The organism is Ramlibacter sp. WS9, assembly GCF_003797765.1.
Lineage (GTDB): Bacteria > Pseudomonadota > Gammaproteobacteria > Burkholderiales > Burkholderiaceae_C > Ramlibacter.
Genome location: NZ_RKMB01000022.1, coordinates 33742 through 57000 on the forward strand (window position 1 = coordinate 33742; position 23259 = coordinate 57000).

21 protein-coding genes are annotated in these 23259 nt (G+C 65.8%); 11 read left to right on the forward strand and 10 right to left on the reverse strand.

All coding sequences use genetic code 11. From position 1 onward, the window contains the following. Positions 1-20: 20 nt before the first annotated feature. From EEB15_RS25055 to EEB15_RS25075, 5 genes are read left to right on the forward strand one after another with little or no spacing between them, the layout of a single operon-like run. Entirely contained in the window at positions 21-902 is an 882-nt protein-coding gene (locus EEB15_RS25055) for a phosphate/phosphite/phosphonate ABC transporter substrate-binding protein (RefSeq protein ID WP_233259613.1), read from the forward strand. A 5-nt stretch (positions 903-907) separates the two neighbouring features. Beyond that, entirely contained in the window at positions 908-1999 is a 1092-nt protein-coding gene (locus EEB15_RS25060; RefSeq protein ID WP_199236629.1) for a hypothetical protein, read from the forward strand. 4 nt (positions 2000-2003) lie between these two features. Next, positions 2004-2849 carry a phosphate/phosphite/phosphonate ABC transporter substrate-binding protein gene (locus tag EEB15_RS25065; protein WP_141512689.1) on the forward strand — a complete coding sequence of 282 codons (846 nt, stop codon included), beginning with the start codon at positions 2004-2006 and terminating at the stop codon, positions 2847-2849. Further along, positions 2846-3310 carry a cytochrome c gene (locus EEB15_RS25070; protein ID WP_199236630.1) on the forward strand — a complete coding sequence of 155 codons (465 nt, stop codon included), beginning with the start codon at positions 2846-2848 and terminating at the stop codon, positions 3308-3310. The genes EEB15_RS25065 and EEB15_RS25070 overlap by 4 nt, the downstream gene beginning before the upstream one ends. After that, positions 3288-3998, forward strand: coding sequence for a cytochrome b/b6 domain-containing protein (locus EEB15_RS25075; RefSeq protein WP_141512690.1), 711 nt, complete (start codon positions 3288-3290; stop codon positions 3996-3998). The genes EEB15_RS25070 and EEB15_RS25075 overlap by 23 nt, the downstream gene beginning before the upstream one ends. Before the next feature lie 18 nt (positions 3999-4016). Here EEB15_RS25075 and EEB15_RS25080 read toward each other — a convergent pair whose 3' ends face one another. The 3 genes from EEB15_RS25080 to def all read right to left on the reverse strand — a co-directional run bounded on the left by EEB15_RS25080 (position 4017) and on the right by def (position 5582). Further along, entirely contained in the window at positions 4017-4292 is a 276-nt protein-coding gene (locus EEB15_RS25080) for a hypothetical protein (RefSeq protein ID WP_141512691.1), read from the reverse strand. A gap of 71 nt (positions 4293-4363) precedes the next feature. Beyond that, positions 4364-5050, reverse strand: coding sequence for a methyltransferase (locus tag EEB15_RS25085; RefSeq protein ID WP_141512692.1), 687 nt, complete (start codon positions 5048-5050; stop codon positions 4364-4366). After that, positions 5043-5582 carry a peptide deformylase gene (def, locus tag EEB15_RS25090; RefSeq protein WP_141512693.1) on the reverse strand — a complete coding sequence of 180 codons (540 nt, stop codon included), beginning with the start codon at positions 5580-5582 and terminating at the stop codon, positions 5043-5045. The genes EEB15_RS25085 and def overlap by 8 nt, the downstream gene beginning before the upstream one ends. 103 nt (positions 5583-5685) lie before the next feature. On the opposite strand from def, the gene EEB15_RS25095 reads away from it, so the two are divergent. After that, positions 5686-6510: a phosphate/phosphite/phosphonate ABC transporter substrate-binding protein gene (locus EEB15_RS25095; protein ID WP_141512694.1), complete on the forward strand. Its 825-nt coding sequence runs from the start codon at positions 5686-5688 to the stop codon at positions 6508-6510. Between the two features lie 31 nt (positions 6511-6541). Here the strand turns inward: EEB15_RS25095 and ligA are convergent, their stop codons facing one another. The 7 genes from ligA to EEB15_RS25130 form a co-directional block, all read right to left on the reverse strand. Beyond that, a complete protein-coding gene (gene ligA, locus EEB15_RS25100; protein WP_141512695.1) occupies positions 6542-8608 on the reverse strand; it encodes an NAD-dependent DNA ligase LigA in 2067 nt (688 codons plus the stop codon). Position 8609: 1 nt separating this feature from the next. Next, positions 8610-9629, reverse strand: a complete 1020-nt coding sequence (locus tag EEB15_RS25105) for a cell division protein ZipA C-terminal FtsZ-binding domain-containing protein (protein ID WP_141512696.1) — start codon at positions 9627-9629, stop codon at positions 8610-8612. Next, positions 9626-13141 (reverse strand): chromosome segregation protein SMC, encoded by a 3516-nt coding sequence (gene smc / locus EEB15_RS25110; RefSeq protein ID WP_141512697.1) that lies wholly within the window; start codon positions 13139-13141, stop codon positions 9626-9628. Before smc ends, EEB15_RS25105 begins: the two co-directional genes overlap by 4 nt. Before the next feature lie 217 nt (positions 13142-13358). Then, positions 13359-15149, reverse strand: coding sequence for an ATP-binding protein (locus tag EEB15_RS25115; RefSeq protein WP_158290223.1), 1791 nt, complete (start codon positions 15147-15149; stop codon positions 13359-13361). Position 15150: 1 nt separating this feature from the next. After that, positions 15151-15567 (reverse strand): response regulator, encoded by a 417-nt coding sequence (locus EEB15_RS25120; protein ID WP_141512699.1) that lies wholly within the window; start codon positions 15565-15567, stop codon positions 15151-15153. A 4-nt stretch (positions 15568-15571) separates the two neighbouring features. Continuing rightward, a complete protein-coding gene (locus EEB15_RS25125; RefSeq protein WP_233259614.1) occupies positions 15572-17197 on the reverse strand; it encodes a PAS domain S-box protein in 1626 nt (541 codons plus the stop codon). Positions 17198-17274: 77 nt separating this feature from the next. Continuing rightward, positions 17275-17676: a hypothetical protein gene (locus EEB15_RS25130; RefSeq protein ID WP_233259615.1), complete on the reverse strand. Its 402-nt coding sequence runs from the start codon at positions 17674-17676 to the stop codon at positions 17275-17277. Between the two features lie 205 nt (positions 17677-17881). On the opposite strand from EEB15_RS25130, the gene dapC reads away from it, so the two are divergent. The 5 genes from dapC to prmB all read left to right on the forward strand — a co-directional run bounded on the left by dapC (position 17882) and on the right by prmB (position 23252). Beyond that, positions 17882-19081, forward strand: coding sequence for a succinyldiaminopimelate transaminase (gene dapC / locus EEB15_RS25135; RefSeq protein WP_141512701.1), 1200 nt, complete (start codon positions 17882-17884; stop codon positions 19079-19081). Beyond that, positions 19078-19902: a 2,3,4,5-tetrahydropyridine-2,6-dicarboxylate N-succinyltransferase gene (gene dapD, locus EEB15_RS25140; protein ID WP_141512702.1), complete on the forward strand. Its 825-nt coding sequence runs from the start codon at positions 19078-19080 to the stop codon at positions 19900-19902. Before dapC ends, dapD begins: the two co-directional genes overlap by 4 nt. 117 nt (positions 19903-20019) lie before the next feature. Beyond that, positions 20020-21174 (forward strand): PilT/PilU family type 4a pilus ATPase, encoded by a 1155-nt coding sequence (locus tag EEB15_RS25145; RefSeq protein WP_141512703.1) that lies wholly within the window; start codon positions 20020-20022, stop codon positions 21172-21174. A 36-nt stretch (positions 21175-21210) separates the two neighbouring features. Then, a complete protein-coding gene (gene dapE, locus EEB15_RS25150) occupies positions 21211-22386 on the forward strand; it encodes a succinyl-diaminopimelate desuccinylase (RefSeq protein ID WP_141512704.1) in 1176 nt (391 codons plus the stop codon). Continuing rightward, positions 22383-23252, forward strand: a complete 870-nt coding sequence (gene prmB / locus EEB15_RS25155) for a 50S ribosomal protein L3 N(5)-glutamine methyltransferase (protein WP_141512705.1) — start codon at positions 22383-22385, stop codon at positions 23250-23252. The genes dapE and prmB overlap by 4 nt, the downstream gene beginning before the upstream one ends. Positions 23253-23259 lie beyond the last annotated feature (7 nt).

The window sequence follows — 23259 nt, forward strand, 5'->3', positions numbered from 1 at the left end:
TAGGTCAGTGGAGGAAGAGAATGAACTACAAGATGGCCCGGGGCGGCGCTACGCCGCCCCCGTCGCCTCACCGGCGCCAGTTGTGCGCTTCGCTCGGTCTCGGCACATTGCTGGGGGCAACGAGCGCATGGGCACAGGCCCCGGCGGCGACGAAGGGCCAGCTCGCCCCTTGGCGCATGGTCGTCAATGAAGCAGTCACAGGCGAAACGAATTTCTTCCTGCTCACGAGCCGCTACCAGCCGCTCGCCGACTACGTCACGCAGCACTTCAAGGGCCGCAACATCGGCATCGAGCCGGTCGTGAACATCGAGCGCTTCATGGCGGTGGCCCAGGGCCAGATCAAGCCGGACCTGGTGTTCGGCAAGTCGGTGAACCAGCTGGCGAAGCTGGTACGCGACCACGGCTACCAGCCGCTCGTGCGCCGGGCCGATCCGTACAAGGCGGCCTTCATCGTGGGCAAGGACTCCAAGATCAAGACGCTGGCCGACATCGGCCAGGCCAAGATCATCATGCCCGACGAATTTGCCGCCACCACCGCGGTGGCGCGTGCCGAGCTGCGCCGCAACAACATCACCAACTCCGTGGTCATGCATGTGAAGTTCCAGGAAGCCGTGGCCCAGCAGATCACGAGCGGCATGGGTCAGGTCGGAGTGGTCAACCCGACGATCGCCAAGAAGTGGGCGGAACAAGGCGGCCGCGTGCTCGCGGAAACCCAGCCGGTCGTCAACTGGTCGGTGCTGGCCGGCCCGGGCATGCAGGCCGAAGTCGTGCAGCAGCTGCGCGAGGTGCTGTTCGGCATGAACAAGAACGCGGCGCCGGTGCTGGGTGCACTGGGCGTCAAGGAATGGGCGAAAGCCGAGCGCAAGGAATACCTCGCGCTGTTGGATTACACGAAGGAGTAGCAGGGATGGAAAAGAAGATCGAAGGGCTTTCGAAGCCCAGCCCCCGGCGTGGCCGGATTGCCGCAGCAGCCTTGAGCCTGCTGGCGCTGGCCGGAATGGCCCAGGCGCAGCAGACCACGCCGGTGCCGCCTGCCATCGAGCAGGCAGCGCGGGCCATCGCAACGGAGCTCGCGCAGCATTGCCCCGTTGCCGGTGCCGGTGACACGGCCGCGTACAACGAGTGCCGGCGCGGTCTCTACGGCTCCACCACGCTGCGTGCGCGGCTGCCGGCATTCCTGCTTTGGGGCCGGGAGAGCAAGGCGGCGGGCGCGACGATCCGCACGACCGGCCTCACGCAGTTCGCGCCGGACGTCTGGGCCACCATGTACGCGCCGCTGTTCATGTTCAACGGCAAGCACCAGGTCGAATGGGTGCCTGAAGAGCGCCTCTTCCGCGTGCGCCTCGAAGCAGCGTTCCGCAACCGGCTGGCGCCCGGCCAGTTCCCCTACCCGTTCTGGCACGAAGAAAGCAAGTGGTCGATGTACGAGAACGCGAACGCCGTGATGCTCTGGCTCGCCCCGGACACGGCGTTGATCCGCGTCGCGCAGTTCACCGACCGCGCGCCCACTGCGCCTCTCCACGCCGTGCAGCCGATGCGCCAAGCCAAGCATGACGGCAAGTGGCTGTGGACGGACGACAAGGGTGTCACGCAGCCGGCGGTCACGCTGTTCGACGGCGTGCTGCGCCCTGAGAACCCGCACATCAAGGCGATGGACCGGCAGTATCGCGATCTGGCGCTGCAACTGCGCGAGTCGCAGTGCAATCAATGCCACGTGCCCAACAACCCCGAGAAGATGAGCCGCCTCGTGCTGCTGTCCACGCCCGCGCATGCCGCCGGCGAAATCGACCGCCTGATCAAGTCGGTGCGCGAAGACCGCATGCCGGTGGACGAGTTCCGAAATCCCACGGCGCTGACGGCAGACCAGAAGAAGTGGCTGCTGGAAAGCGCCGAAGCCTTCCGTGCCAGCTGGCGCGCCGCGCAGGAGTGGGAGAAGAAGGCTTCCCCCGCCTCCGCATCGGCCGCCGCACCGCTTTTCCAACCAACCCAGCAAAGGTGATGACATGAATCTCTCGCATTCACAATCGCGCCTCTCCCGGCGCACCCTCCTGCGCGGCGCCGCCGCGGCGGCCGCCTGCGCCGTGCCCCTGGGCTGGGCGCAGCAGGCAGCAGGCGACCGCTGGCGGCTGCTGGTCAATGAAGCCGTCACGGCCGACCTGAGCATCTCGATGCTTGCGACGCGCTACCGCGGCTGGGCCGATTACATGGGTGCGAAGATCAACAACAAGCAGGTGCTGGTCGATCCCATCATCGACATCCAGCGATTCCTGCAGCAGGCCATGTCGGACCAGAAGCCCCTGCTGGTGTTCGGCAAGTCGGTCAACCAGCTCGCCAAGCTGGTGCGAGACCACGGCTACCAGCCGCTGGTGCGCCGCCCCGAGCCTTACCAGGCCGCCTTCATCGTGTCGAAGGATTCGCCGATCCGCGACTTTTCACAACTGTCCGGCCGCAAGCTGCTGCTGCCCGACACGAACTCGGCCACGGCCGCCGTGGCCCGCGCCGAGATCCGCAGGCAAGGCATCCGCGAGCCTTTCATGTCGCACACGCGCTTCCAGGACAGCGTCGCCGGCCAAGTCGAAACCGGGCTCGCCGAAGCGGGCGTTGTCAATCCCACGATCGCGCGCAAATGGAAGGAAGCAGGCGGCCGGGTAATCGGCGAGACGCAGCCGGTGGTGAACTGGTCCGTGCTGGCTTCTCCCAAGGCCACGCCCGACATGGTCGCGCGCCTGACGGACTCGCTGCTGGCCATGAACGGCCAGACGGGTGCCCTGGCCGAGATCGGCGTGAAGCAATGGGCCCGCGCCGACCGCAAGGAATACATCGCACTGCTGGAGTACACGGGCGAATGAACACACAACGAGTCACATCGTTCGTCGTCGGCCTGCTCGCGCTCGGCATGAGCGTGGCCGCCGGAGCCCAAACCCCGTTCGCGCGCGCCGAGGACGCGGTGAAGTACCGCCAGGGCACGCTCTTCGCCTTGTCGCATCACTTCACGCGCATCGGCGCGATGGTCAATGGCCGCGTTCCGTACGACGCGCGCGCCGCCGTCGAAAACGCCGAACTGGTCGCGGTGCTGGCCAAGCTGCCGGCCATCGGCTTCGGCCCGGGCACGCAACACGTCTCCCGCGGGGCCAAGCCGGAAATCTGGACCGAACAGGCCCGCTTCAAGGAGCAGAACGACCATTTCGTGGTCGAGTCGGCACGCCTGCTGGCGGCCGCCAAGACCAACAACCTCGATCAACTCAAGGCCGCCTACGCCTCGACGGCCGCAACTTGCAAGAGCTGCCATGACGCTTACCGCAACAATTGATCATCCCCCGGTGCCGCATGCACCGTCCCATCGTGTGCGCGTGTGGGACTTGCCCACGCGACTCTTCCACTGGAGCCTCGCCGGCGCCATCGTGGGTCTGGTCGGCACGGGCTATGTGGGCGGCGCCATGATGTACTGGCATGCGCGCCTCGGCTACCTCGTGCTGACGCTTCTGCTCTTTCGCATTGTCTGGGGGTTCGTCGGCGGCAAGTGGTCGCGTTTCCGGTCGTTCATGTACTCGCCCCGGCGTGTGATCCGGTACCTGCGCGGCGAGGAGGCCGGCGGCCTGGGCCACAACCCGATCGGCGCGTTGTCGGTGTACGCGATGCTGGTGGGCCTGATCGCGCAGGTCGGCACGGGCCTGGTCAGCGACGACCAGATTTCCTTTACCGGCCCGCTCAACCGATTCGTGAGCGAGGCGCAGGGTCTCGCTGCGACGTGGTTCCACAAGCAGGTGGGGCAATGGATGCTGGCCGCGCTCATCCTGCTGCATATCGCGGCGATCGCCTTCTACATGATCCGCCGCCACAAAAACCTGATCCAGCCGATGATCGATGGCGACAGCGGTCCGGTGCCGCTGCAGCCGCAGCTGGTCGCTTCGCGCGATGATGCGCGGGCGCGCTTCGCCGCGCTGCTCGTGTTCGCCGTGTGCGCTTCGGGCGTGGCCTGGATGACGCGGCTGGGCTGAACCGCCCAGCCGGACACGTTACTTCGGGTCGCTGACCCCGCCATGGCCCACGCAGCCGGCCTTGCCCTTCACTGTATGGCGGCCGTCGGCGCAGCGGGTGATCACGGCCTGGCGCACCTTGCGCCCCGTGGCCTTCACCTGGCGGCCTGCCTTGCGGACTTCCTTGCCGGTTTCGCGCTTCGCCTGCACGGCATCCTGCTTGACCTCCTGGGCCTTGTCGCCCACGGTTTCAGCCGCCTGCGCCAGGGGCATGAAGGCGAGAAGCAGCGCGATGGTGCCGATGATTTTTTTCATGGTCGTCCCTTTCGAAAAGGCGTTGATGGCGATGCAGCGACTATAGCGCCGGCCCCTGCGGCCGGGGTCGGCTACCCCACGAATGCCGATCGCCGGTAGTTGTGAAGGCGGCCTCTGTAGGGGCCTCCTTCACCGGGTAGGGACGAGATGCGCTCTTCACTGTGCGAATAGCCCAGCACACCCATCTTGCGCCGAAAGCGCGACTGGTTGCCGCGGTCCGGATCGGCGATCAGCACTTCCACGGCCGATGCCGAGTGCCGGTCGATGAACTGCGACAGCGCTTCGGGCTGCTCGCGGTCGTAGAGCAGGTCGCTGCCGATGATCAGGTCGAACAGGCCCAGGCGGGGATTGGACCGCGACCAGTGGCCCGTTTCGTACTTCATCGGCGGCAGGTGGTTCAGCGTCAGGTTCTCCAGGAGGAATGCCGCCGCCAGCGGATGGCAGTCGCTGGCGGTGATGTCGCCACCCCGCCGGTGCACGACCAGGCTGGCCAGCCCCAGGCCGCAGCCCATTTCCAGGATGCGCCGCCCCTCGAGCTCGAAAGTCAGCATCGCCTCCGCCAGCACGCGGCCCGAAGGCCACAGCAGCCCGAACAGCGGCCACTGGGCCGAAGAGATGCCCGCCCGCTCCGCGTCACCCAGCGGATCGTGGAATTGCTGGCGATCCAGCAACGAACGCACCAGCAGGTCCGCGCCTGTATCGGTCACGGATTCGAACTTGACCTGGTAGCCGGCAGGCGCGGCCGGGTAGTCAGTCATCCTCGGCCGCGTCGAGTCCCGGAAACAGCACGTCGGTGTAGCCGAACTTCGTGAAATCGCGCACCCGCATCGGGTACAGCTTGCCGATCAGGTGATCGCATTCGTGCTGCACCACCCGGGCGTGGAAGCCGTCCGCCACGCGGTCGATCGGATCGCCGTAGGGGTCGAAACCGGTGTACCGGATGCGCGCCCATCGCGGCACCACGCCACGCAGGCCCGGCACAGAAAGGCAGCCTTCCCAACCTTCCTCTTCCACGTCGCCCAAAGGCGTGATCACCGGGTTGAGCAGGACCGTGCGCGGAACGACGGGCGCATCGGGATAACGCGGGTTGGGCGCGTCGGTGCCGAAGATCACCAGTTGCAGGTCCACGCCGATCTGCGGCGCGGCCAGGCCGGCGCCGTCGACGGCACGCATGGTGTCGAACATGTCCGACACGAGCAGGTGGATCTCGTCGGTGTCGAACCGGGGGACGGGCAGGGCCACGCGCAGCAGCCGCGCGTCGCCCATCTTGAGGATTTCTCGGACAGTCATGGAACAAGGAATAGCGGCTTGGGCAATGGCCAAGGATACAGTGCGCCGCAGGGCCATGCGCTGCCTGCTATCCTTCGAGCCCAGTAAGGGAGGATGCAACAAAATGCAAACACGACGACAGATGGCCGCCTGGCTCGGCATGGGGGCACTGCCTGCATGGGCCCAGACCCCGGCGAAAAAAGCGGGCCCCGTCCCGTGGCGCTTCATCATCAACGAAGCCGTCACCGGCGAAACCAACATCTTCCTGCTCACCAACCGCTACAAGGGGCTGACGGACTACCTGACGACGCACCTGAAGGGCCAGCCGATCGAGATGGAGCCGGTGGTCGACATCCAGCGCTTCCTCACCATCGCCAAGGGCACGCCGAAGCCGGATCTGGTGTTCGGCAAGTCGGTCAACCAGCTGGCCAAGCTGGTGCGCGACAACGGCTACCAGCCGCTGGTGCGCCGCGCCGACCCGTACAAGGCCGCCTTCATCGTCGGCAAGGACTCGCCGATCAAGACGCTGGCCGACATCGGCCAGGCCCGGATCATCATGCCTGACGAGTTCGCGGCAACGACGGCGGTTGCGCGCGCCGAACTGCTCCGCAACAACTTGACCAACATGAAGGTCATGCACGTGAAGTACCAGGAAGCGGTGGCGCAGCAAATCCAGAGTGGCCTGGGCCAGGTCGGTGTGGTCAACCCGACCACCGCCAAGAAGTGGGTGGAAGGCGGCGGACGCGTGCTGGCCGAAACCCAGCCCGTGGTCAACTGGTCCATCCTGGCCTCGCCCGCCCTGCCGGGCGAGACCGTGAAGCACCTGCGCGAGGGTCTGCTGGCCATGAACACGAATGCCGCGCCGGCGATGGCGTCCATAGGCGTGAAGGAATGGGCCCTGGCCGAAGCCAAGGACTACGCGGCCCTGCTGCAGTACACCCGGGAGTGACGACCCAGGGCCGGGAGCCGGCTCCCGGGCCTCAGGCCTCGCCCGCCAGCAGCGCCTTCAGGCCGTCTTCGTCCAGCACCGTGACGCCGAGTTCACGTGCCTTGTCGAGCTTGCTGCCGGCCTCGGCGCCGGCGACCACGAAGTCGGTCTTCTTGCTGACGGAGCCGGACACTTTGGCGCCGGCGGCCTCCAGCATGTCCTTCGCCTCGTCGCGGCTGAGCGTCGGCAGCGTGCCCGTGAGCACGATCGTCTTGCCGGCGAGCGGCTTGGGTGTACGCACGGCGGCTTCGCCCTCCTCCCAGGTCACGCCGCACGCGCGCAGCTGCTCCACCACCTCGCGGTTGTGCGGTTGCTGGAAGAACGTGTGGACGCTTTCGGCGACCACAGGCCCCACGTCCGGCACCTCGAGCAACTGCTCGGTGCTCGCTTCCATGATCGCGTCGAGCTTGCCGAAGTGCCGCGCCAGGTCCTTGGCCGTGGTCTCGCCCACGTGCCGCACGCCCAGCCCGTAGAGAAAACGCGGCAGGGTCGTCTGCTTGGATTTTTCAAGCGCGGCCAGCACGTTCTGCGCCGATTTTTCGGCCATGCGGTCCAGGCTGGCCAAGCCCACGAGTCCCAGCTTGTACAGGTCGGGCAAGGTGCGGATGACGTTGGCTTCCACAAGCTGGTCGACCAGCTTGTCGCCCAGCCCCTCGATATCCACCGCACGGCGCTGGGCGAAATGCAGGATCGCCTCCTTACGCTGGGCGCCGCAGAAGAGGCCGCCGGTGCAGCGATGGTTGGCTTCGCCCTCCTCCCGCACGGCGTCCGAGCCGCACACGGGGCACTTGGCCGGCATCTTGAATGCCGCCGCACCTTGCACACGCTTGTCCACCAGCACCGACACCACTTCCGGGATCACGTCGCCCGCACGCCGCACGATGACCGTGTCACCGACGCGCACGTCCTTGCGATGGACCTCGTCCTCGTTGTGCAGCGTGGCGTTGGTCACCGTGACGCCGCCCACGAACACCGGCGCGAGCTTCGCCACCGGCGTGAGCTTGCCGGTGCGCCCCACCTGAACTTCGATGGCCTGCACCGTCGTGAGCTGTTCCTGCGCGGGGTACTTGTGCGCGACAGCCCAGCGCGGCTCGCGAGAGACGAAGCCGAGCTGCTTTTGCAAGGCCAGGCTGTTGACTTTGTAGACCACGCCGTCGATGTCAAAGGGCAGGCTGTCCCGCTCCTTGCCTACGGCCTGGTGGTACGCCACCAATTCCTCGGGGCCGGTGGCGACTTGCGTGCGCGGGGACACCGGAAAGCCCCAGGAGCGCAGGGTCAGCAACGTCTCAAAATGCGATGTGAACGCAGGCCCGCCCTGCTCCACCGGCGTGATCTCGCCCCAGCCGTAGGCGAAGAAACTGAGCGGCCGCTGCTTTGCGATGCCTGAATCAAGCTGGCGCACCGCGCCGGCTGCCGCATTGCGCGGATTGACGAACGTCTTCTCGCCCTTCGCTCCCTTGGCGATCTTCTCGCGCTGCAGCTCGTTGAGTTTCTCGAAGTCGTCGCGGCGCATGTAGACCTCGCCGCGCACTTCGAGAACGGGGGGCACATCTTTAGGTAGGCGCAGCGGAATCTGACCGATGGTGCGGATGTTCTGCGTGACCTCTTCCCCGATTTCGCCGTCTCCACGTGTCGCGGCTTGCACCAGGACACCGCCTTCATAGCGCAGGTTCAGCGCGAGGCCGTCGAACTTGAGTTCCGCAACGTATTCGACAGGCGGCGCGGATTCCGCCAGCCCCAGCTCGCGCCGCACGCGCGCATCGAAGTTGCGGGCGCCGGAAGCCTCGATGTCGGTCTCGGTCCGGATCGACAGCATCGGCACCTTGTGCCGGACTTTCGCAAAACCTTCCAGCAGCTTGCCGCCAACGCGTTGGGTGGGCGAATCGGGCGTGAGCAGCTCAGGGTGCTGCGCCTCGATTTCCTGCAGCTCGCGAAACAGCTTGTCGTATTCGGCGTCCGGGATGTCCGGCTCGTCCATCACGTAGTAGCGATGGGCGTGGTGGTGCAGCAGTTCGCGCAGGGCGTCGGCGCGCTCCTGGATCTTCGGGGTCGCGGGCATGTCAGGAGAAAAGGCGTCTTGCCAACGGTGAGCCGGCCGCGAGGTCGCGCGTGTCCAGCGTGTCGTAAAGGTGTTCCAGGTCGGCCCCGATCACGTCCAGCCCTTCGACGCGGATCACGTCGCCGTTGTCGTCGGTGATGAGGCCTTCCATGGACGCTGCCAGCGCGATGGCTGTGTCGCGCATCCGCACGAAAGGCTGCTCGCTGCGGTCGACCTGCGGCACGTCCAGGCTGAGCGTCACGGCGCGCAGCGCGGACTGGCTGGGGTCGTCAGCCATCGCGGCCTGGCTGTCGAACGACAAACCGAGCACGGCGGGCGCACCGGGCGCATCGGCGGGCAGCACGAGCCGGCCTGGGATGGCACCCGGCACGAAGCCCAGCCGCGCGGCATTCTGCTGCACGTAGCCGGGGCTCCATGCGGCAGTCCTTGCGCGCAGCGTCACGCTGAGCTGCGCATCGTGTGCGCTGGCGAACTGGTCCAGTTCACGCGCGCGGCCGACTTCCTCGAGCATGTCGGGGAAGTCCGGTTCGCCGTTGACCGCGTCGGCGAAGGCCTGCGCCTTCATGACGAATTCCGAGTATTCGATCTCGTTGAGCGCGCCGGTTCGGTTGGCCAGCTGCACTCCCGCCTGGAACGCGGCGTAGCGCTGGCCGGGCTGCGGCGCTTCCCACTGTTGCGTCGCCTCGTTGAGGCCTTCGACCGCGAAGGGCTTGCTGCCGGCGCGGCGCGTGGGCGGCATCGCTGCCAAGGCCGCCTCACCGGAGATGACGGATTCCAGCGCGATCGGCGCCAGCACGTCGATCAAGGCATCCAGCCCGGGTTTCTTTTCCAGTTGCGCAGGCGGCGGCGCCATGGGGTCGAAGATCGGCTCGGCACGCTCCGTGGGCTCAATCCGCTCAGTCGGTACCACGGCATCAGGTTGCCGGGGCGTGTTGCGACGCGTCGTCCACGCATTCCACGCGACAAGGGCCGCCAACACCAGGCCGCCCAGAATCGCCAAGCCAACCGTAAATCCGCTCATGCAGATTCCGCCATCGAAACCGCCGACTCCATGTCCACCGCGACGATGCGCGAGACGCCCTGCTCCTGCATGGTTACGCCGATCAGCTGCTCGGCCATTTCCATCGCAATCTTGTTGTGGCTGATGAAGAGGAACTGGGTTTCTTTGCTCATGGAGGAAACGAGTTTGGCATAACGCTCCGTGTTGGCGTCATCCAGCGGCGCGTCGACCTCGTCCAGCAGGCAGAACGGCGCGGGGTTGAGCTGGAAGATCGCGAACACCAGCGCGATCGCCGTGAGCGCCTTCTCACCGCCCGAGAGCAGGTGGATGGTCTGGTTTTTCTTGCCGGGCGGCTGAGCCATCACCTGCACGCCCGAATCCAGGATCTCGTCGCCCGTCATCACGAGCTTGGCGTTGCCGCCGCCGAACAGCTCGGGGAACATCTTGCCGAAGTGCTCGTTGACGATGTTGAAGGTGCCGGCCAGGAGATCACGCGTCTCGGCGTCGATCTTCTTGATGGCGTCTTCGAGCGTGGTCATGGCCTCGGTCAAGTCGGCCGACTGCGCGTCGAGAAACTGCTTGCGCTCGCGCGCGGTCGTCAGCTCATCCAGCGCGGCCAGGTTGACTGCCCCCAGCGAGGCGATTTCGCGGTGCAGGCGATCGATGTCGCCCTGCATGCCCGACAGGCGAACCTTGCCGTCTTCGACGGACTTCGCCACCGCTTCCAGGTCGGCCTGCGCGTCCGTGAGCAACTGCGAATACTGCTCGAAGCCCAGGCGCGCCGCCTGTTCCTTCAGCTGGAATTCGGTGATGCGCTGGCGCAGCGGGTCAAGCTCTCGCTCGAGCTGCAGGCGGCGCTCGTCGCTGGCACGCAGCTTGGCCGTGAGGTCGTCGTACTCGCTGCGTTTGGCGCCTAGGGCCTGTTCGCGCTCCAGCTTCAGGGACAGCGCGTTTTGCAGGCCGGCTTGGGCCGCGGCGTCGGTGAGGCGCGAGAGTTCTTCCTTGGCACGCTCTTCCTCGGTGGCGATGGATTGCGCCTGCTGCGCGGCCGTTTCGATGGCGCGCTGCAGCTCGGCCTTGCGCGCTTCGACCGAGCGCTGCGAGAAAGTCGCTTCCTGCGCCTGCCGCTCGAGGCTGCGCTGCTGTTCGCGCGATTCGGTGAGCTTGCGCTCCGCATCGATCACGCGCTCGTCCAGTTGCGCGTGACGCTCCTGGCTGTCGGCCAGCTGCATGTCCAGCTCTTCGAAGCGCGCTTCCGCGGTGACGCGGCGCTCCTGCAACTCTTCCAGCAGCGCGTCCACTTCGGCCAGATCGCCCGCGATCTGCTCGCTGCGGGCGCGAGTCTGCTCGGCCAACTGCGTCAAGCGCAGCGTCTCGACCTGCAGTTCATGCGCGCGGTCTTGCGTTTCGGCGGCTTCGCGGCGCGCCGACACGAGGCGCTGGGATGCGTCGGTGTACGCGGCTTCGGCGCGGATCAACGCAGAGCGCGCTTCCTCGGCGATGAGCACCTGCGCGCGCAGCTGCTTTTCGAGATTCTCGATTTCCTGCTGGCGCGCCAGCAGGCCGGCCTGCTCGGAATCCTGCGCGTAAAAGCTCACGCTGTGCGCGGTGACCGCATGCCCGCTCTTGACGTAGATGACTTCGCCGGGCGCGAGCTTCTCGCGCATCGCCAGCGCGTCCTCGAAACTCTGGGCGGTGTAGCAGCCGTGCAGCCAGTCGGCCAGCAGCGCCTTCTGGCCCGCGTCGTTCAGGCGCAGCAAATCCGCCAGGCGCGGCAGAGCGCCCGCGTTTTCCGGCACCGCTGCTTGCGGCGGGCTGTAGAACGCCAGCTTGGCGGGAGGCGCGTCGTTGCCGAATGCCCGCACCATGTCGAGCCGCGACACTTCGAGCGAGTTCATGCGCTCGCGCAGCGCGGCTTCGAGCGCGCTTTCCCAGCCTTGTTCGATGTGGATGCGGCTCCACAGGCCTTGCAAACCGTCCAGGCCATGCTTGGCCAGCCAGGGCCGCAGCTTGCCGTCGGTCTTGACCTTCTCCTGCAGTGCCTTGAGCGCTTCCATGCGCGCCGACAGGTCGGCCTGCTTGTGGCTTTCGGTGTTGACGGTCTGCTGCTTCGTGCGGCGGTCGTCGTCGAGCTGCGGCACCTGGTCCTGCAATTCGTGCAGACGGGCGTCAGCGGTTTCAGCAGCTTCCTGCGCGGTTGCGAACTGCGTCTGCAGGTTCGTCAGCCGTGCTTCGTCCGGTGCTGCCAACGCGTTTCGGTCGGCGGCAAGCTTCTCGCGGCGCTGGTTCAGCTGGCGTGACTGCTCCTCGATGTTGCGCTGGTCGGCGGCCAGCACCTGGATTTGCTGCTGCACCTGGGCCACGGAGCCGCGTTGCTCGGTGGACTTGGCCTGTGCTTGGCGCAGTGCGTCTTCCAGCTCCGGAAGCTGCTGCGCCTGCTCTTCGACCTGCGCTGCCAACAGCACGGCTTTTTCTTCGGCTTCGACGCCCTGGGCGGCGAGCGACTCGATCTCGGCGGTGGCGTCGTCCTTGCGAGCGGCCCACTGGGCAGTCTGCTCTTTCAGCTGAATCAGGCGCTGCTCGACGCGCTGGCGGCCCTCGACGACGAAACGGATCTCCGCTTCGAGCCGGCCCACCTCAGCGCTGGCCTCGTACAGCTGGCCTTGCGACTGGTTGACCTGATCGCCGGCCGCATAGTGGGCCTGGCGGATCGTTTCCAGCTCGCTTTCGATGCGGCGCAGGTCGGCAACACGCGACTCCAAATCGTTGACCGATTTCTCCGCGTCCGCTTTCACCTTCGCCTGGTCGGCTTCGCTCTCGGCACGCTTCAAGAACCACTGCTGGTGCTGCTTGAGCGTCAGCTCGGACTGCAGCGCGTTGTAGCGTTGCGCCACCTCGGCCTGCTTTTCCAGCTTGTCGAGGTTGCTGTTCAGCTCGCGCAGGATGTCTTCCACGCGGGTGAGGTTCTCGCGCGTGTCCGACAGGCGGTTCTCGGTCTCGCGACGGCGCTCCTTGTACTTGGACACGCCCGCCGCTTCTTCGAGGAACAGGCGCAGCTCTTCCGGCTTGGATTCGATGATTCGGCTGATCGTGCCCTGGCCGATGATGGCGTAGGCGCGCGGCCCGAGGCCGGTGCCGAGGAACACGTCCTGCACGTCACGGCGGCGTACCGGCTGGTTGTTGATGTAGTAGCTGGACGTGCCGTCGCGGGTCAGCACGCGCTTGACGGCGATCTCAGCGAACTGGGCCCACTGGCCGCCGGCGCGATGGTCGGCGTTGTCGAACACCAGCTCGACGGAGGAGCGCGAAGCCGGCTTGCGGGTGGTGGTGCCGTTGAAGATCACGTCCTGCATCGACTCGCCGCGCAGCTCGCTGGCGCGCGACTCGCCCAGCACCCAGCGCACGGCATCCATGATGTTGGACTTGCCGCAGCCATTGGGCCCGACGACGCCCACCAGTTGGCCCGGCAGCAGGAAGTTGGTGGGTTCGGCGAACGACTTGAACCCCGATAACTTGATCGAATTGAGACGCACTGGAAAAGCCTGTCTTGAACGTTCGGTGGCGGGCGCTGGCGCCGCGTGGGACGCACGATGTTACCCGAGCCGCCCAGGCGTCCTGCGGTGAAAAGGCGCGTTTCCTGGGCTCGGCCCGGGCGAGGACGTAACCGGGCAGGTTAATTCTTTCGCATTCAGGGCTGCACCCCTGCAACCAGGCATGAATCCGCGAGGCAAAAAACTGCGCTCGCGCAGCTCACGGCTCCACGTGCGGCTCGAGGGGCAGCGTGAAGAACACGCTGGCGCCGGCGCCGGGGCTGCTTTCCGCCCACACGCGGCCGCCATGGCGGCGCACCACCTGCTCGACCAAGGCCAGGCCGATGCCGCTTCCCTCGAATTCGCTGCTGGAATGCAATCGGCCGAACGGCTTGAACAAGGCCTCGGCGAACTGCATGTCGAAGCCCGCCCCGTTGTCCTTGACGGAGATCACTAGGTCGTCCGCTTCCGTGCGGCAAGCGACATGAATGACGGGGTGAGGCTCCTTGCGGGTGTACTTGATCGCATTGCCCAACAGGTTGAGCATGACTTGCGCCAGCAAGGGTGGATCTGCGCAGCACTCTCCCAGGGCGCCCAGTTCGAGCGTCACACCGCGGCGGTCGATTTCGTCCTTGAAGCTGGCCAGGCAATCGTTCACCAGGACACCGAGATCCAGCTTGCGCGGCCGCACTTCCATGTGCGACGTGCGGGCGAAGTGCAGCAGATCATCGATGAGGCGCCTCATCACTTCCACGTTGCGGTCGATCTTGTCGAGATAGCGCTTGCCGTCGGGCGGCAGGACTGCGCCCGCCTTGTCCCGCAAGGCCTTGGCAAACCCGTCGATGCTGCCCAGCGGCGCGCGCAGGTCGTGCGACACGAGCAGTGAATAGGCTTCGAGCTGCTCGTTGACGCGCTCCAGTTGGCGCGTCCGTTGTGCCACGCGCCGGTCGAGCTCGCCGACGACCAGCAAACCGCTCCAGGCCGTCGCGAGTACCGCCGCCAAGGCGGAAATGATCCGTTCGTCGCCCGCATCGAAGGCCTCGCCCCCCATGCGGTCCGCCGCATACATCCAGCCATGGACGACGTTCCGGGACATAAGCGGACATGCCAGAAAGGTGCGCACGGGTGGATGAGTTTCCGGCAGGCCTACAAAATCGCCCGCCTTTTCAGCCACGAGCATCCGCGGCTGCGTCGGATCCAGCACGTGGCGTGCCGCCGCACAGTTGCCGATGACTGCTTTCAGCGCATCATGGGTTGCCTGATCGATGCCCGCGCTCGCGAATTCCTGCAATGCGCCGTCGGGCGCAAGGACCGCGACGCCGACGTAGCGCGCACCGATGACCTCCTGTGCCGCCTCGCAAAACCTCGCGACCATGGCGTCTGGGTCCCTCTCCCAGGACATCTCCATGCCCAGATTGACCAGGTTGGTCAGGCGCGATACCTCCGACTGGGCGTCGCGCGGCAGTTCGGCGGTCGACAGCGCGCGGGCCTGCACGTGCGCGATTTCAGCGGCGTCAGCCAGCAGCCGGGCCAACCGATCGTTGCGCTCCCTCACCGTGGCAAGTTGGTCGAACCTGCGCGGCCCGGCCGACCGGCCTGCGGGCCGCTGCATTTGCTCGCCCGGGTCTGCAACGGGCGTCTGCAACGGGCCCAGCGCTTCATTCACCATCGCCATGATTTCGGCGGGATCGCTCGGCTTGGGCAGCACCCAGCGCACGCGGACCCGGTCAGCGGTCTGGCGCGCTTGCCGCGCCCGATAACTGGCTGTGTGGATGATGATCGGAATCGCAGCGGTGGCTTCGTTCCCGCGCAGCCACACACAAAGCTGCTCACCGTCCATGTTCGGCATCAGCAGGTCCGTGATGACGAGATCCGGCCGATCGGTGGCGATTTGCTCCATCGCGGCCAGCCCGTCGCCCGCCTCCGAGACGCGGTGCTCGTAGTAGCCAAGCAGCGTCACCAGCAACTGGCGATTGAGCGGACGGTCGTCGACGACGAGGATGTGGGCCATGTCAGCTTTGGGTTGGTGTTGTGGGCGCCTGACCAGCATCCGGCAGGCGCACGTCGAGGAAACCGGCCACCTGATGGGCGAAACGCTGAGGGTCCAGCGGCTTGGCCAGGTACCCGTCGAAGCCTGCCGAGAGCACCCTGTCCCGGTCGCCCACCATGGCATAGGCCGTCAGCGCGACGATGGGGACACCGGCCATTGCGACGTCGGCGCGCAACGCGCGCAGCACGCCGAACCCGTCGATCCCCGGCAACCGCAGGTCGCAAAGGACCAGGTCAGGCCGGCGTTCTCGCGCGGCTTTCACCCCGGTTTCGCCGTCACGCGCCTCGTGACAGGCGAAGCCATGGGCTTCCAGGATGTACCTCGCCAGATCCATGTTGGCGGCGTTGTCTTCGATCAGCAGGACTCGGGCGATGGCCATGGCCTCAGCTCCCGCCCAGTTTCAGCGTAAACCGGCTGCCCTGGCCCGCCACACTGTGAAAGCTGATGTCGCCTCCCACAAGGACTGCCAGTTTCTTTGACAAGTGCAGCCCCAGACCCGCGCCATCCTGCCGGCGCATGCCCGGCGCTCCCAACTGCTGGAATGATTGAAACAGCTTGGCTTGGTCTTCCGATGCGATGCCTATGCCCGTATCCGTGACGGCGAACTCCGTGAACTCGCTCTCGGCATCCCTGCCACCGGAAATGAAGTCGACCCGAACCTCACCCGTCTGCGTGAATTTGATGGCGTTGCTCGTCAGGTTCAGCAGGATTTGTGTCAGCGCCCGGCGGTCGGTCCGCAACGAGTGAGCCGCCGGCGGGGCGGCCAGCCTGAACGACAGGCCCTTGGCCTCGGCTGCCGGCCGCAACACCGCATCGAGCTCGTCCAGGACTTCGCGGCAGTTCACGGCCTCGAGTACCAGTTCGACCTTCCCGGCCTCGATGCGCGCCAGGTCGAGCAGGTCGTTGATCAGCGAATGCAGATGGCGCGCGCTGGATTCGATTGTCTGGAGCTGGTGCTCCTGCGCGGCATTGATCGGGCCGGGCAACTTCATCAACAGCGTGCCGGTGAATCCGATGATGGCATTGAGCGGTGTGCGCAGCTCGTGAGACATGCTCGCCAGGAACCGGTCTTTCACCAGCGCGGCGTTTTCGAGCTCGAGGTTCTTGTCGCGAAGCGCCTGCTCGAATCGCTTGCGCTCGGTGACGTCCCGGATCGCGCTGGACACGAAGAGGCCCTCTTCCGTCTCCAGGGGGCTGAGGCTGATCTCCACGGGAAACTCGGAGCCATCCGCGCGCAAGCCATTGAGCTCGAGCCCCGCCCCCATCGACCGCGCGCGCGGCTGGCTGAAAAATCCGGCGCGGTGGCTGGGGTGCCGCTCCCTGAAGCGGCTTGGCACGAGGATCTCGACCGATTGGCCCAGAAGCTGTTCGCGGCGATAGCCGAACAACTTTTCAGTTTGCGAGTTCACCAGGACGATCTGCCCCTCGCCATTGACGATCACCATCGCGTCGGGCGCCGACTCGAGGAGTTCCCTGAATTTTCTTTCGGCCCGCTGGCGCCCGCTGATGTCGCGCACCGCGCTCATGACCAGCGTGCCGCCCTCTGTTTTCAGCGGGCTCAGACTGATCTCCACGGGAAACTGGATCCCGTCCTTGCGCAGTCCATGCAACTCCAGGCCTGCGCCCATGGTGCGGGTATGGGGTTGCGCGAAATAGCCATCGCGGTGCGCGAGGTGCTGGTGGCGAAAACGCTCCGGCAGCAATACCTCGATGGGCTTGCCAAGCAGCTCGTCCCGCCGGTAGCCGAAGAGGTGCTCAGCCTGCGAATTGACGAGGACGATATGCCCGTCCGAATCGACCATGACGATGGCATCAGGTGTCGATTCAAGCAGGTCGCCCAGCTTGGCGTCGATGTCCGAGAGTCGCCGGGAGTGCACCGGAACCGCCGCCATCAAGACACGGCCCGAACGGCTGCGTTCGCGGTCACGAATGTAGAAATCAATTGCACTGGCACCCCCCTCATTCCCGTCCCGCGGAGCGACCGTATCCTGGCATTGCCCGGCCGCCAACCTCGCCTTTGGAAATGTATTCTTGCGCTTATTCTGCGCGCACTTCGCCGGAAAGGCGAGGCATTTGCGAGAAGCCGTCAGCCGCCCACGTGCATGGTGAAGACGGCGCCGTTGGACAGGCGGCAACTGCCCGTGCCGAGCGCGGGCGAATTCATCGTGTAGCGGCAATTGATGTAGCTGCCGCGCGAGCCCGCGCCGTTGGCCAGGCCGTCACGGGCCGAGCCGGCCACCCGGGTCGCTTCGCCGGAGAAGCTCTCGCCGTTGATGTTGGTCGTGAAGTGGCCGCGGCCGTTGAGATCGTTGGTCACCACCGCCATCACCGTCCCGTGCACCGCCGCCATGTCGTTGGCCGGGTAGAGCCGCGCCGAAAAAGTGACGGGCGCAGGCGCGGGTGCAGGCACGTGCACCACCGTATGGGGCGTTTGGTGCTGCAGCGGGACGACGTAGCACCCGGCCAGGACGGCCGATGTGACAGCCATGCCGGCCAACGAAACAATGCGGACAAATCGCGAGGGGATGTTCATAACGATCCAGTGACCCAGGCAAATGCCTGTGCCGCGGATTCTTCGCGCCGGGGCGTTCGAAGTACCACGAAGATGCCCGTGTAGCGCCAACCGGCACCCAAAGGGGCGTATGGAGCTACCGGCGCACGGCCATCCCGCCGTGCCAACGATAATCGGGCCCATGAATCCCCTGCTTTCCCGCCTGCAGCCCTATCCGTTCGAGCGCCTGCGGCAACTTTTCGTGGGCGTCACGCCCAATCCCGCGTACACGCCCATCAGCCTGGGCATCGGCGAACCCAAGCACCCGACGCCCGAATTCATCAAGCAGGCGCTGGCCGGCGCCCTGGGCGGGCTGGCCGTCTATCCGGCCACGGCCGGCGAGCCCAAACTGCGCGACACGTTTCGCCATTGGCTGCAGACCCGCTACGCGTTGATGGCCGTGGACGCCAATACGCAGATGCTGCCCGTGAACGGCTCTCGTGAGGCCCTTTTCGCATTTGCCCAGACCGTGATCGACCCCACGAAGAAGCCCGTGGTGGTTTGCCCCAACCCGTTCTATCAAATCTACGAAGGCGCGGCCCTCCTCGCCGGCGCTGAGCCGTACTACGCGCCGTGCGACCCGGCCCGCAACTTCGCGGTGGACTGGGACAGCGTGCCGTTGGAGGTCTGGGCCCGCACGCAGTTGCTGTTCGTCTGCTCGCCCGGCAACCCCACCGGCGCCGTGATGCCGCTGCAAGAGTGGAAGAAGCTGTTCGAGCTGTCCGACAAGCATGGCTTCGTGATCGCCTCGGACGAGTGCTACAGCGAGATCTTCTTCAGGGACGAGCCACCCCTGGGCGGCCTGCAGGCCTCGGTGAAGCTGGGGCGGCCCGACTTCAAGAACCTGGTCAGCTTCACCAGCCTGTCCAAGCGCAGCAACGTGCCCGGCATGCGCAGCGGCTTCGTGGCCGGCGACGCAGCACTGATAAAGAAATTCCTGCTGTACCGCACCTACCATGGCAGTGCCATGAGCCCGGTGATCCAGCAGGCCAGCATTGCGGCCTGGGGCGACGAGCAGCACGTGGTGGAAAACCGCAACCTGTACCGGGAAAAGTTCGCCCAGGTGACCCCCATGCTGGCCGAGGTGATGGACGTACAGCTGCCCGACGCGGGCTTTTATCTGTGGGCCGGCGTGGGGGGAAGCGACACGGAATTCGCCCGCGACCTCCTGGCTCAATACAATGTCACCGTGTTGCCGGGGAGTTATCTCGCCCGCGAGAGCGGTGGCAAGAACCCGGGCACCGGGCGCATCCGCATGGCCCTGGTGGCGCCCACCGCGGAATGCGTGGAAGCCGCGCAACGCATCGTCCAGTTCGTCCAGTCCAGAAAATCATCGCAATGACCCAACAGCTCCAGCAAATCATCGACAACGCGTGGGAAAACCGCGCCGGCATTTCCGTCAAGACCGTGTCCAAGGAGGTCTCCGAGGCTGTGGAGCACGTGATCGCCGAGCTGAACAACGGCCACCTGCGCGTCGCGACGCGTGAGTCGGTGGGCCAATGGACGGTGCACCAGTGGATCAAGAAGGCCGTGCTGCTGTCTTTCCGCCTGCGTGACAACGAGATCGTCCGCGCCGGCGACCTGGGCTTCTACGACAAGGTGCCGACCAAGTTCGCGCACCTAACGCCCGAAGAGATGGCCGCCACCGGCGTGCGCGTCGTGCCGCCGGCCGTGGCGCGCCGCGGCAGCTTCATCGCCAAGGGCGCGATCCTGATGCCCAGCTACGTGAACATCGGCGCCTACGTCGACGAAGCCACCATGGTGGACACCTGGGCCACGGTGGGCAGCTGCGCCCAGATCGGCAAGAACGTGCACCTGTCCGGCGGCGTCGGCATCGGCGGCGTGCTGGAGCCGGTGCAGGCCGGCCCGACCATCATCGAAGACAACTGCTTCATCGGCGCCCGCTCCGAAGTGGTGGAAGGCGTGATCGTCGAAGAGAACTCGGTGATCTCCATGGGCGTGTACATCGGCCAGAGCACCAAGATCTATGACCGCGCCACTGGCACCGTGACGTACGGCCGCATTCCGGCCGGTTCGGTGGTCGTCTCCGGGAATCTGCCGAGCGCGGACGGCAAGTACAGCCTGTACTGTGCGGTGATCGTCAAGCGCGTCGATGCGCAGACCCGCGCCAAGACCAGCCTGAACGACCTCTTGCGCGACTGAGTTAGTGGTGTCTGGTTTTCAAAAAATCGACGGGCCGCCCCTAGATTTTTTGCTGATTGAACTCGGCAAGAATTTTGTGGAGCGAAGCGGAGCAAAATTCTTGACGAAAGTACATTTATGAGCACGATGGAGCGGATTCTTCGCCTGATGGGCGAAAAGAAGGCGTCGGACGTGTACCTGTCGGCGCACGCGCCGGCGCTGATCAAGATCAACGGCCAGTGCCTGCCGATCAACAACCAGCTGCTGCCGCCGGATGCCCCCTTGGCGCTGCTGTCCGAGGTGATACCCGCGCGCCGCATCGAGGAACTCGAGGAAACCGGCGAGCTGAACATGGCGCATGCCATCGAAGGCGTCGGCAATTTCCGGATTTCCGGCATGCGCCAGCGCGGCACCTACGCCATCGTCATTCGCTACATCACGACCGAGATTCCCGCCCTGGCGTCCCTCGGCGTGCCCATGATCCTGGCCGACCTGATCATGGAAAAGCGCGGCCTGCTGCTGATGGTGGGCGCCACCGGCGCCGGCAAGAGCACGACGCTCGCGTCGATGATGGACCACCGCAACGAAAAGGTGTCGGGGCACATCCTCACCATCGAAGACCCGGTCGAATTCCTGTTCAAGAACAAGAAGTCGGTGGTCAACCAGCGCGAAGTCGGCAGCGACACGCAGTCGATGCAGACCGCGCTGAAGAACGCGCTGCGCCAGGCGCCCGACGTGATCCTGGTCGGTGAAATCCGCGACCGCGAGACCATGTCCGCGGCCATCGCGTATGCGCAGTCGGGCCACCTGTGCCTGGCCACCATGCACGCGAACAACAGCTACCAGGCGCTGAACCGCATTCTCTCGTTCTACCCCGTCGAAGTACGCCCCACCATGCTGGGCGACCTGGCCGCCGCGCTCAAGGCCATCGTGTCGCAGCGTCTTCTGCGCACTGTGCACGGCAGCCGCACGCCGGCCGTCGAGGTGCTGCTGAACACCAAGCTGATCGCTGAGTTGATCGAGAAAGGCGACTTCTCGGGCATCAAGGAGGCGATGGAGAAATCCATGGCCGAGGGCTCGCAGACTTTCGAGATGGACATCGCCCGCCTCATCGTGGACGGTTCCGTGGACCGGAAAGAGGGCCTGGCCTACGCCGACTCTCCCACCAACCTCCAATGGCGCCTGCAGAACGACTTTGCAGCCAAGGTCAGGGGCGACGCCGAAGACGGCCCGTCCGACGACATGGCCGATGAACCGTCGTTCACCGAGATCACGCTCGACGTGAAACATTAACCCCGTTCGCCCTCTGCTTGCCGAAGGGCCTTTTCGATGACCCGCGCCCTCCATCTCACTGAACAGCTGATCTCTCGCCGGTCCATCACGCCGGAAGACGGCAACTGCCAGCAGATCATCGCCGAGCGGCTTGCGCCGCTGGGCTTTGCTTGCAAAACCATCCTGAGCGGGCCCGACACGTTCCGCGTGACCAACCTTTGGGCCAAGCGCGAGGGGAAGCTCGAAGCGCAGCCCGGCGCCGGGCGCACGGTGGTGTTCGCCGGCCACACCGACGTCGTGCCCACCGGCCCACTGGACCAATGGACGAGCGACCCTTTCACGCCGTCCCACCGCGACGGCAAGCTGTATGGCCGCGGCGCATCCGACATGAAAACGTCGATCGCGGCTTTCACGGTGGCCGTGGAAGAGTTCCTGGCGGCGCACCCCGAGCCGGATCTGTCTATCGCTTTTCTCCTGACGAGCGACGAGGAAGGTCCCAGCGTCGACGGCACCGTCGTCGTCTGCGACCGCCTCAAGGCGCGCGGCGAGCGGCTCGATTACTGCATCGTGGGCGAACCCTCTTCGGTCGAGCGCGTCGGCGACATGATCAAGAACGGCCGGCGCGGCAGCATGAGCGGCAAGCTCACCATCCGCGGCGTGCAGGGGCATATCGCTTATCCGCAGTTGGCAAAGAACCCGATCCATCTCGCGATGCCCGCACTGGCGGAACTCGCCACCATCGAATGGGATCGGGGCAATGATTTCTTTCAGCCCACCAGCTGGCAGATGAGCAACATCCACGCGGGCACCGGCGCCGGCAACGTGATCCCGGGCACTCTGGTGGTGGACTTCAACTTCCGCTACTCCACCGAGTCCACGCCGGAAGGCTTGCAAAAGCTCGTGCACGAAGTGCTGGACCGCCATGGCCTGGATTGCAGCGTCGATTGGGTCGTGGGCGGCCTGCCTTTCCTCACCACGCCCGGTGACCTGGTCGGCGCCATCCAGGGCGCCATCCGCGCCGAGACGGGGATCGAGACCGAGTTGTCGACCACGGGCGGCACCAGCGACGGGCGCTTCATCTCGCGCATCTGCCCGCAGGTCGTCGAGTTCGGGCCGATCAACGCCAGCATCCACAAGATCGACGAGCACGTGGTGGTGGCGGACATCGAGCCGCTGAAAAACATCTATCGCCGCACGCTCGAGAACCTCGAAGCCGCATTGGTTCGTTCATGACGCTACTTGAACTGGTGGAGTCGAGCGCGGCGCTGCTCGATCAGGCCGGCGTAGGTTTCGGCCATGGCACGACGAATGCGTTCGACGAAGCGGCGTGGCTCGTTCTGTGGCAACTGGGTTTGCCGCTCGACGACCTCGATGGCGTTGCCGAGATGTCCGTGTCGCCGCAGCAGCAAGACAGCGTCAACGAGCTGGTCGCCGAGCGCATCGCGTCCCGCAAGCCCGCCGCCTACCTGACGCGCGAAGCTTGGCTGCAGGGCGTGCCCTTCTACGTGGACGAGCGCAGCATCGTGCCGCGCAGCTTCATCGCGGAACTGCTGGCCGACGGCAGCTTCGACACCTGGCTGGGCGAACACACCCAGCGTGTGCTGGACCTGTGCACTGGCAATGGCAGCCTGGCGGTCCTCGCCGCCATGACCTTTCCCGAAGTCACCGTCGACGGCGCGGACATTTCAGCGGAGGCGCTGGAAGTGGCCCGCATCAATGTCGACAAGCACAGCCTGACCGATCGCGTACATCTGCTGCAATCCGATGGGCTGCAATCGGTGCGGGGACCTTACGACCTGATCCTTTGCAACCCGCCCTACGTCAATGCGTTGAGCATGTCGCAGCTGCCCCAGGAATACCGCGCCGAGCCAGAGCTCGCCCTGGCGGGCGGCGCGGACGGCATGGACTTCATCCGCGCGCTGCTTCGCGACGCGCCGGCGCACATGCGCGAGCAGGCGGTGCTGGTGCTGGAGATCGGCAACGAGCGCGAGAACTTCGAAGCCGCGTTTCCCAAGCTGGAAGTCGTCTGGCTGGAAACGAGCGCGGGCGAAAACCAGGTGCTACTGGTCACCCGTGAGGAATTGTCACTGCGGGCTTGACCCCCTC

Bases quoted from the DNA above. Each gene is read 5' to 3' on its own strand.
- EEB15_RS25055 (WP_233259613.1), top strand. From the start codon at position 21: ATGAACTACAAGATGGCCCGGGGCGGCGCTACGCCGCCCCCGTCGCCT.
- EEB15_RS25060 (WP_199236629.1), top strand. From the start codon at position 908: ATGGAAAAGAAGATCGAAGGGCTTTCGAAGCCCAGCCCCCGGCGTGGC.
- EEB15_RS25065 (WP_141512689.1), top strand. From the start codon at position 2,004: ATGAATCTCTCGCATTCACAATCGCGCCTCTCCCGGCGCACCCTCCTG.
- EEB15_RS25070 (WP_199236630.1), top strand. From the start codon at position 2,846: ATGAACACACAACGAGTCACATCGTTCGTCGTCGGCCTGCTCGCGCTC.
- EEB15_RS25075 (WP_141512690.1), top strand. From the start codon at position 3,288: ATGACGCTTACCGCAACAATTGATCATCCCCCGGTGCCGCATGCACCG.
- EEB15_RS25080 (WP_141512691.1), bottom strand. From the start codon at position 4,292: ATGAAAAAAATCATCGGCACCATCGCGCTGCTTCTCGCCTTCATGCCC.
- EEB15_RS25085 (WP_141512692.1), bottom strand. From the start codon at position 5,050: ATGACTGACTACCCGGCCGCGCCTGCCGGCTACCAGGTCAAGTTCGAA.
- def (WP_141512693.1), bottom strand. From the start codon at position 5,582: ATGACTGTCCGAGAAATCCTCAAGATGGGCGACGCGCGGCTGCTGCGC.
- EEB15_RS25095 (WP_141512694.1), top strand. From the start codon at position 5,686: ATGCAAACACGACGACAGATGGCCGCCTGGCTCGGCATGGGGGCACTG.
- ligA (WP_141512695.1), bottom strand. From the start codon at position 8,608: ATGCCCGCGACCCCGAAGATCCAGGAGCGCGCCGACGCCCTGCGCGAA.
- EEB15_RS25105 (WP_141512696.1), bottom strand. From the start codon at position 9,629: ATGAGCGGATTTACGGTTGGCTTGGCGATTCTGGGCGGCCTGGTGTTG.
- EEB15_RS25115 (WP_158290223.1), bottom strand. From the start codon at position 15,149: ATGGCCCACATCCTCGTCGTCGACGACCGTCCGCTCAATCGCCAGTTG.
- EEB15_RS25120 (WP_141512699.1), bottom strand. From the start codon at position 15,567: ATGGCCATCGCCCGAGTCCTGCTGATCGAAGACAACGCCGCCAACATG.
- EEB15_RS25130 (WP_233259615.1), bottom strand. From the start codon at position 17,676: ATGGCTGTCACATCGGCCGTCCTGGCCGGGTGCTACGTCGTCCCGCTG.
- dapC (WP_141512701.1), top strand. From the start codon at position 17,882: ATGAATCCCCTGCTTTCCCGCCTGCAGCCCTATCCGTTCGAGCGCCTG.
- dapD (WP_141512702.1), top strand. From the start codon at position 19,078: ATGACCCAACAGCTCCAGCAAATCATCGACAACGCGTGGGAAAACCGC.
- EEB15_RS25145 (WP_141512703.1), top strand. From the start codon at position 20,020: ATGAGCACGATGGAGCGGATTCTTCGCCTGATGGGCGAAAAGAAGGCG.
- dapE (WP_141512704.1), top strand. From the start codon at position 21,211: ATGACCCGCGCCCTCCATCTCACTGAACAGCTGATCTCTCGCCGGTCC.
- prmB (WP_141512705.1), top strand. From the start codon at position 22,383: ATGACGCTACTTGAACTGGTGGAGTCGAGCGCGGCGCTGCTCGATCAG.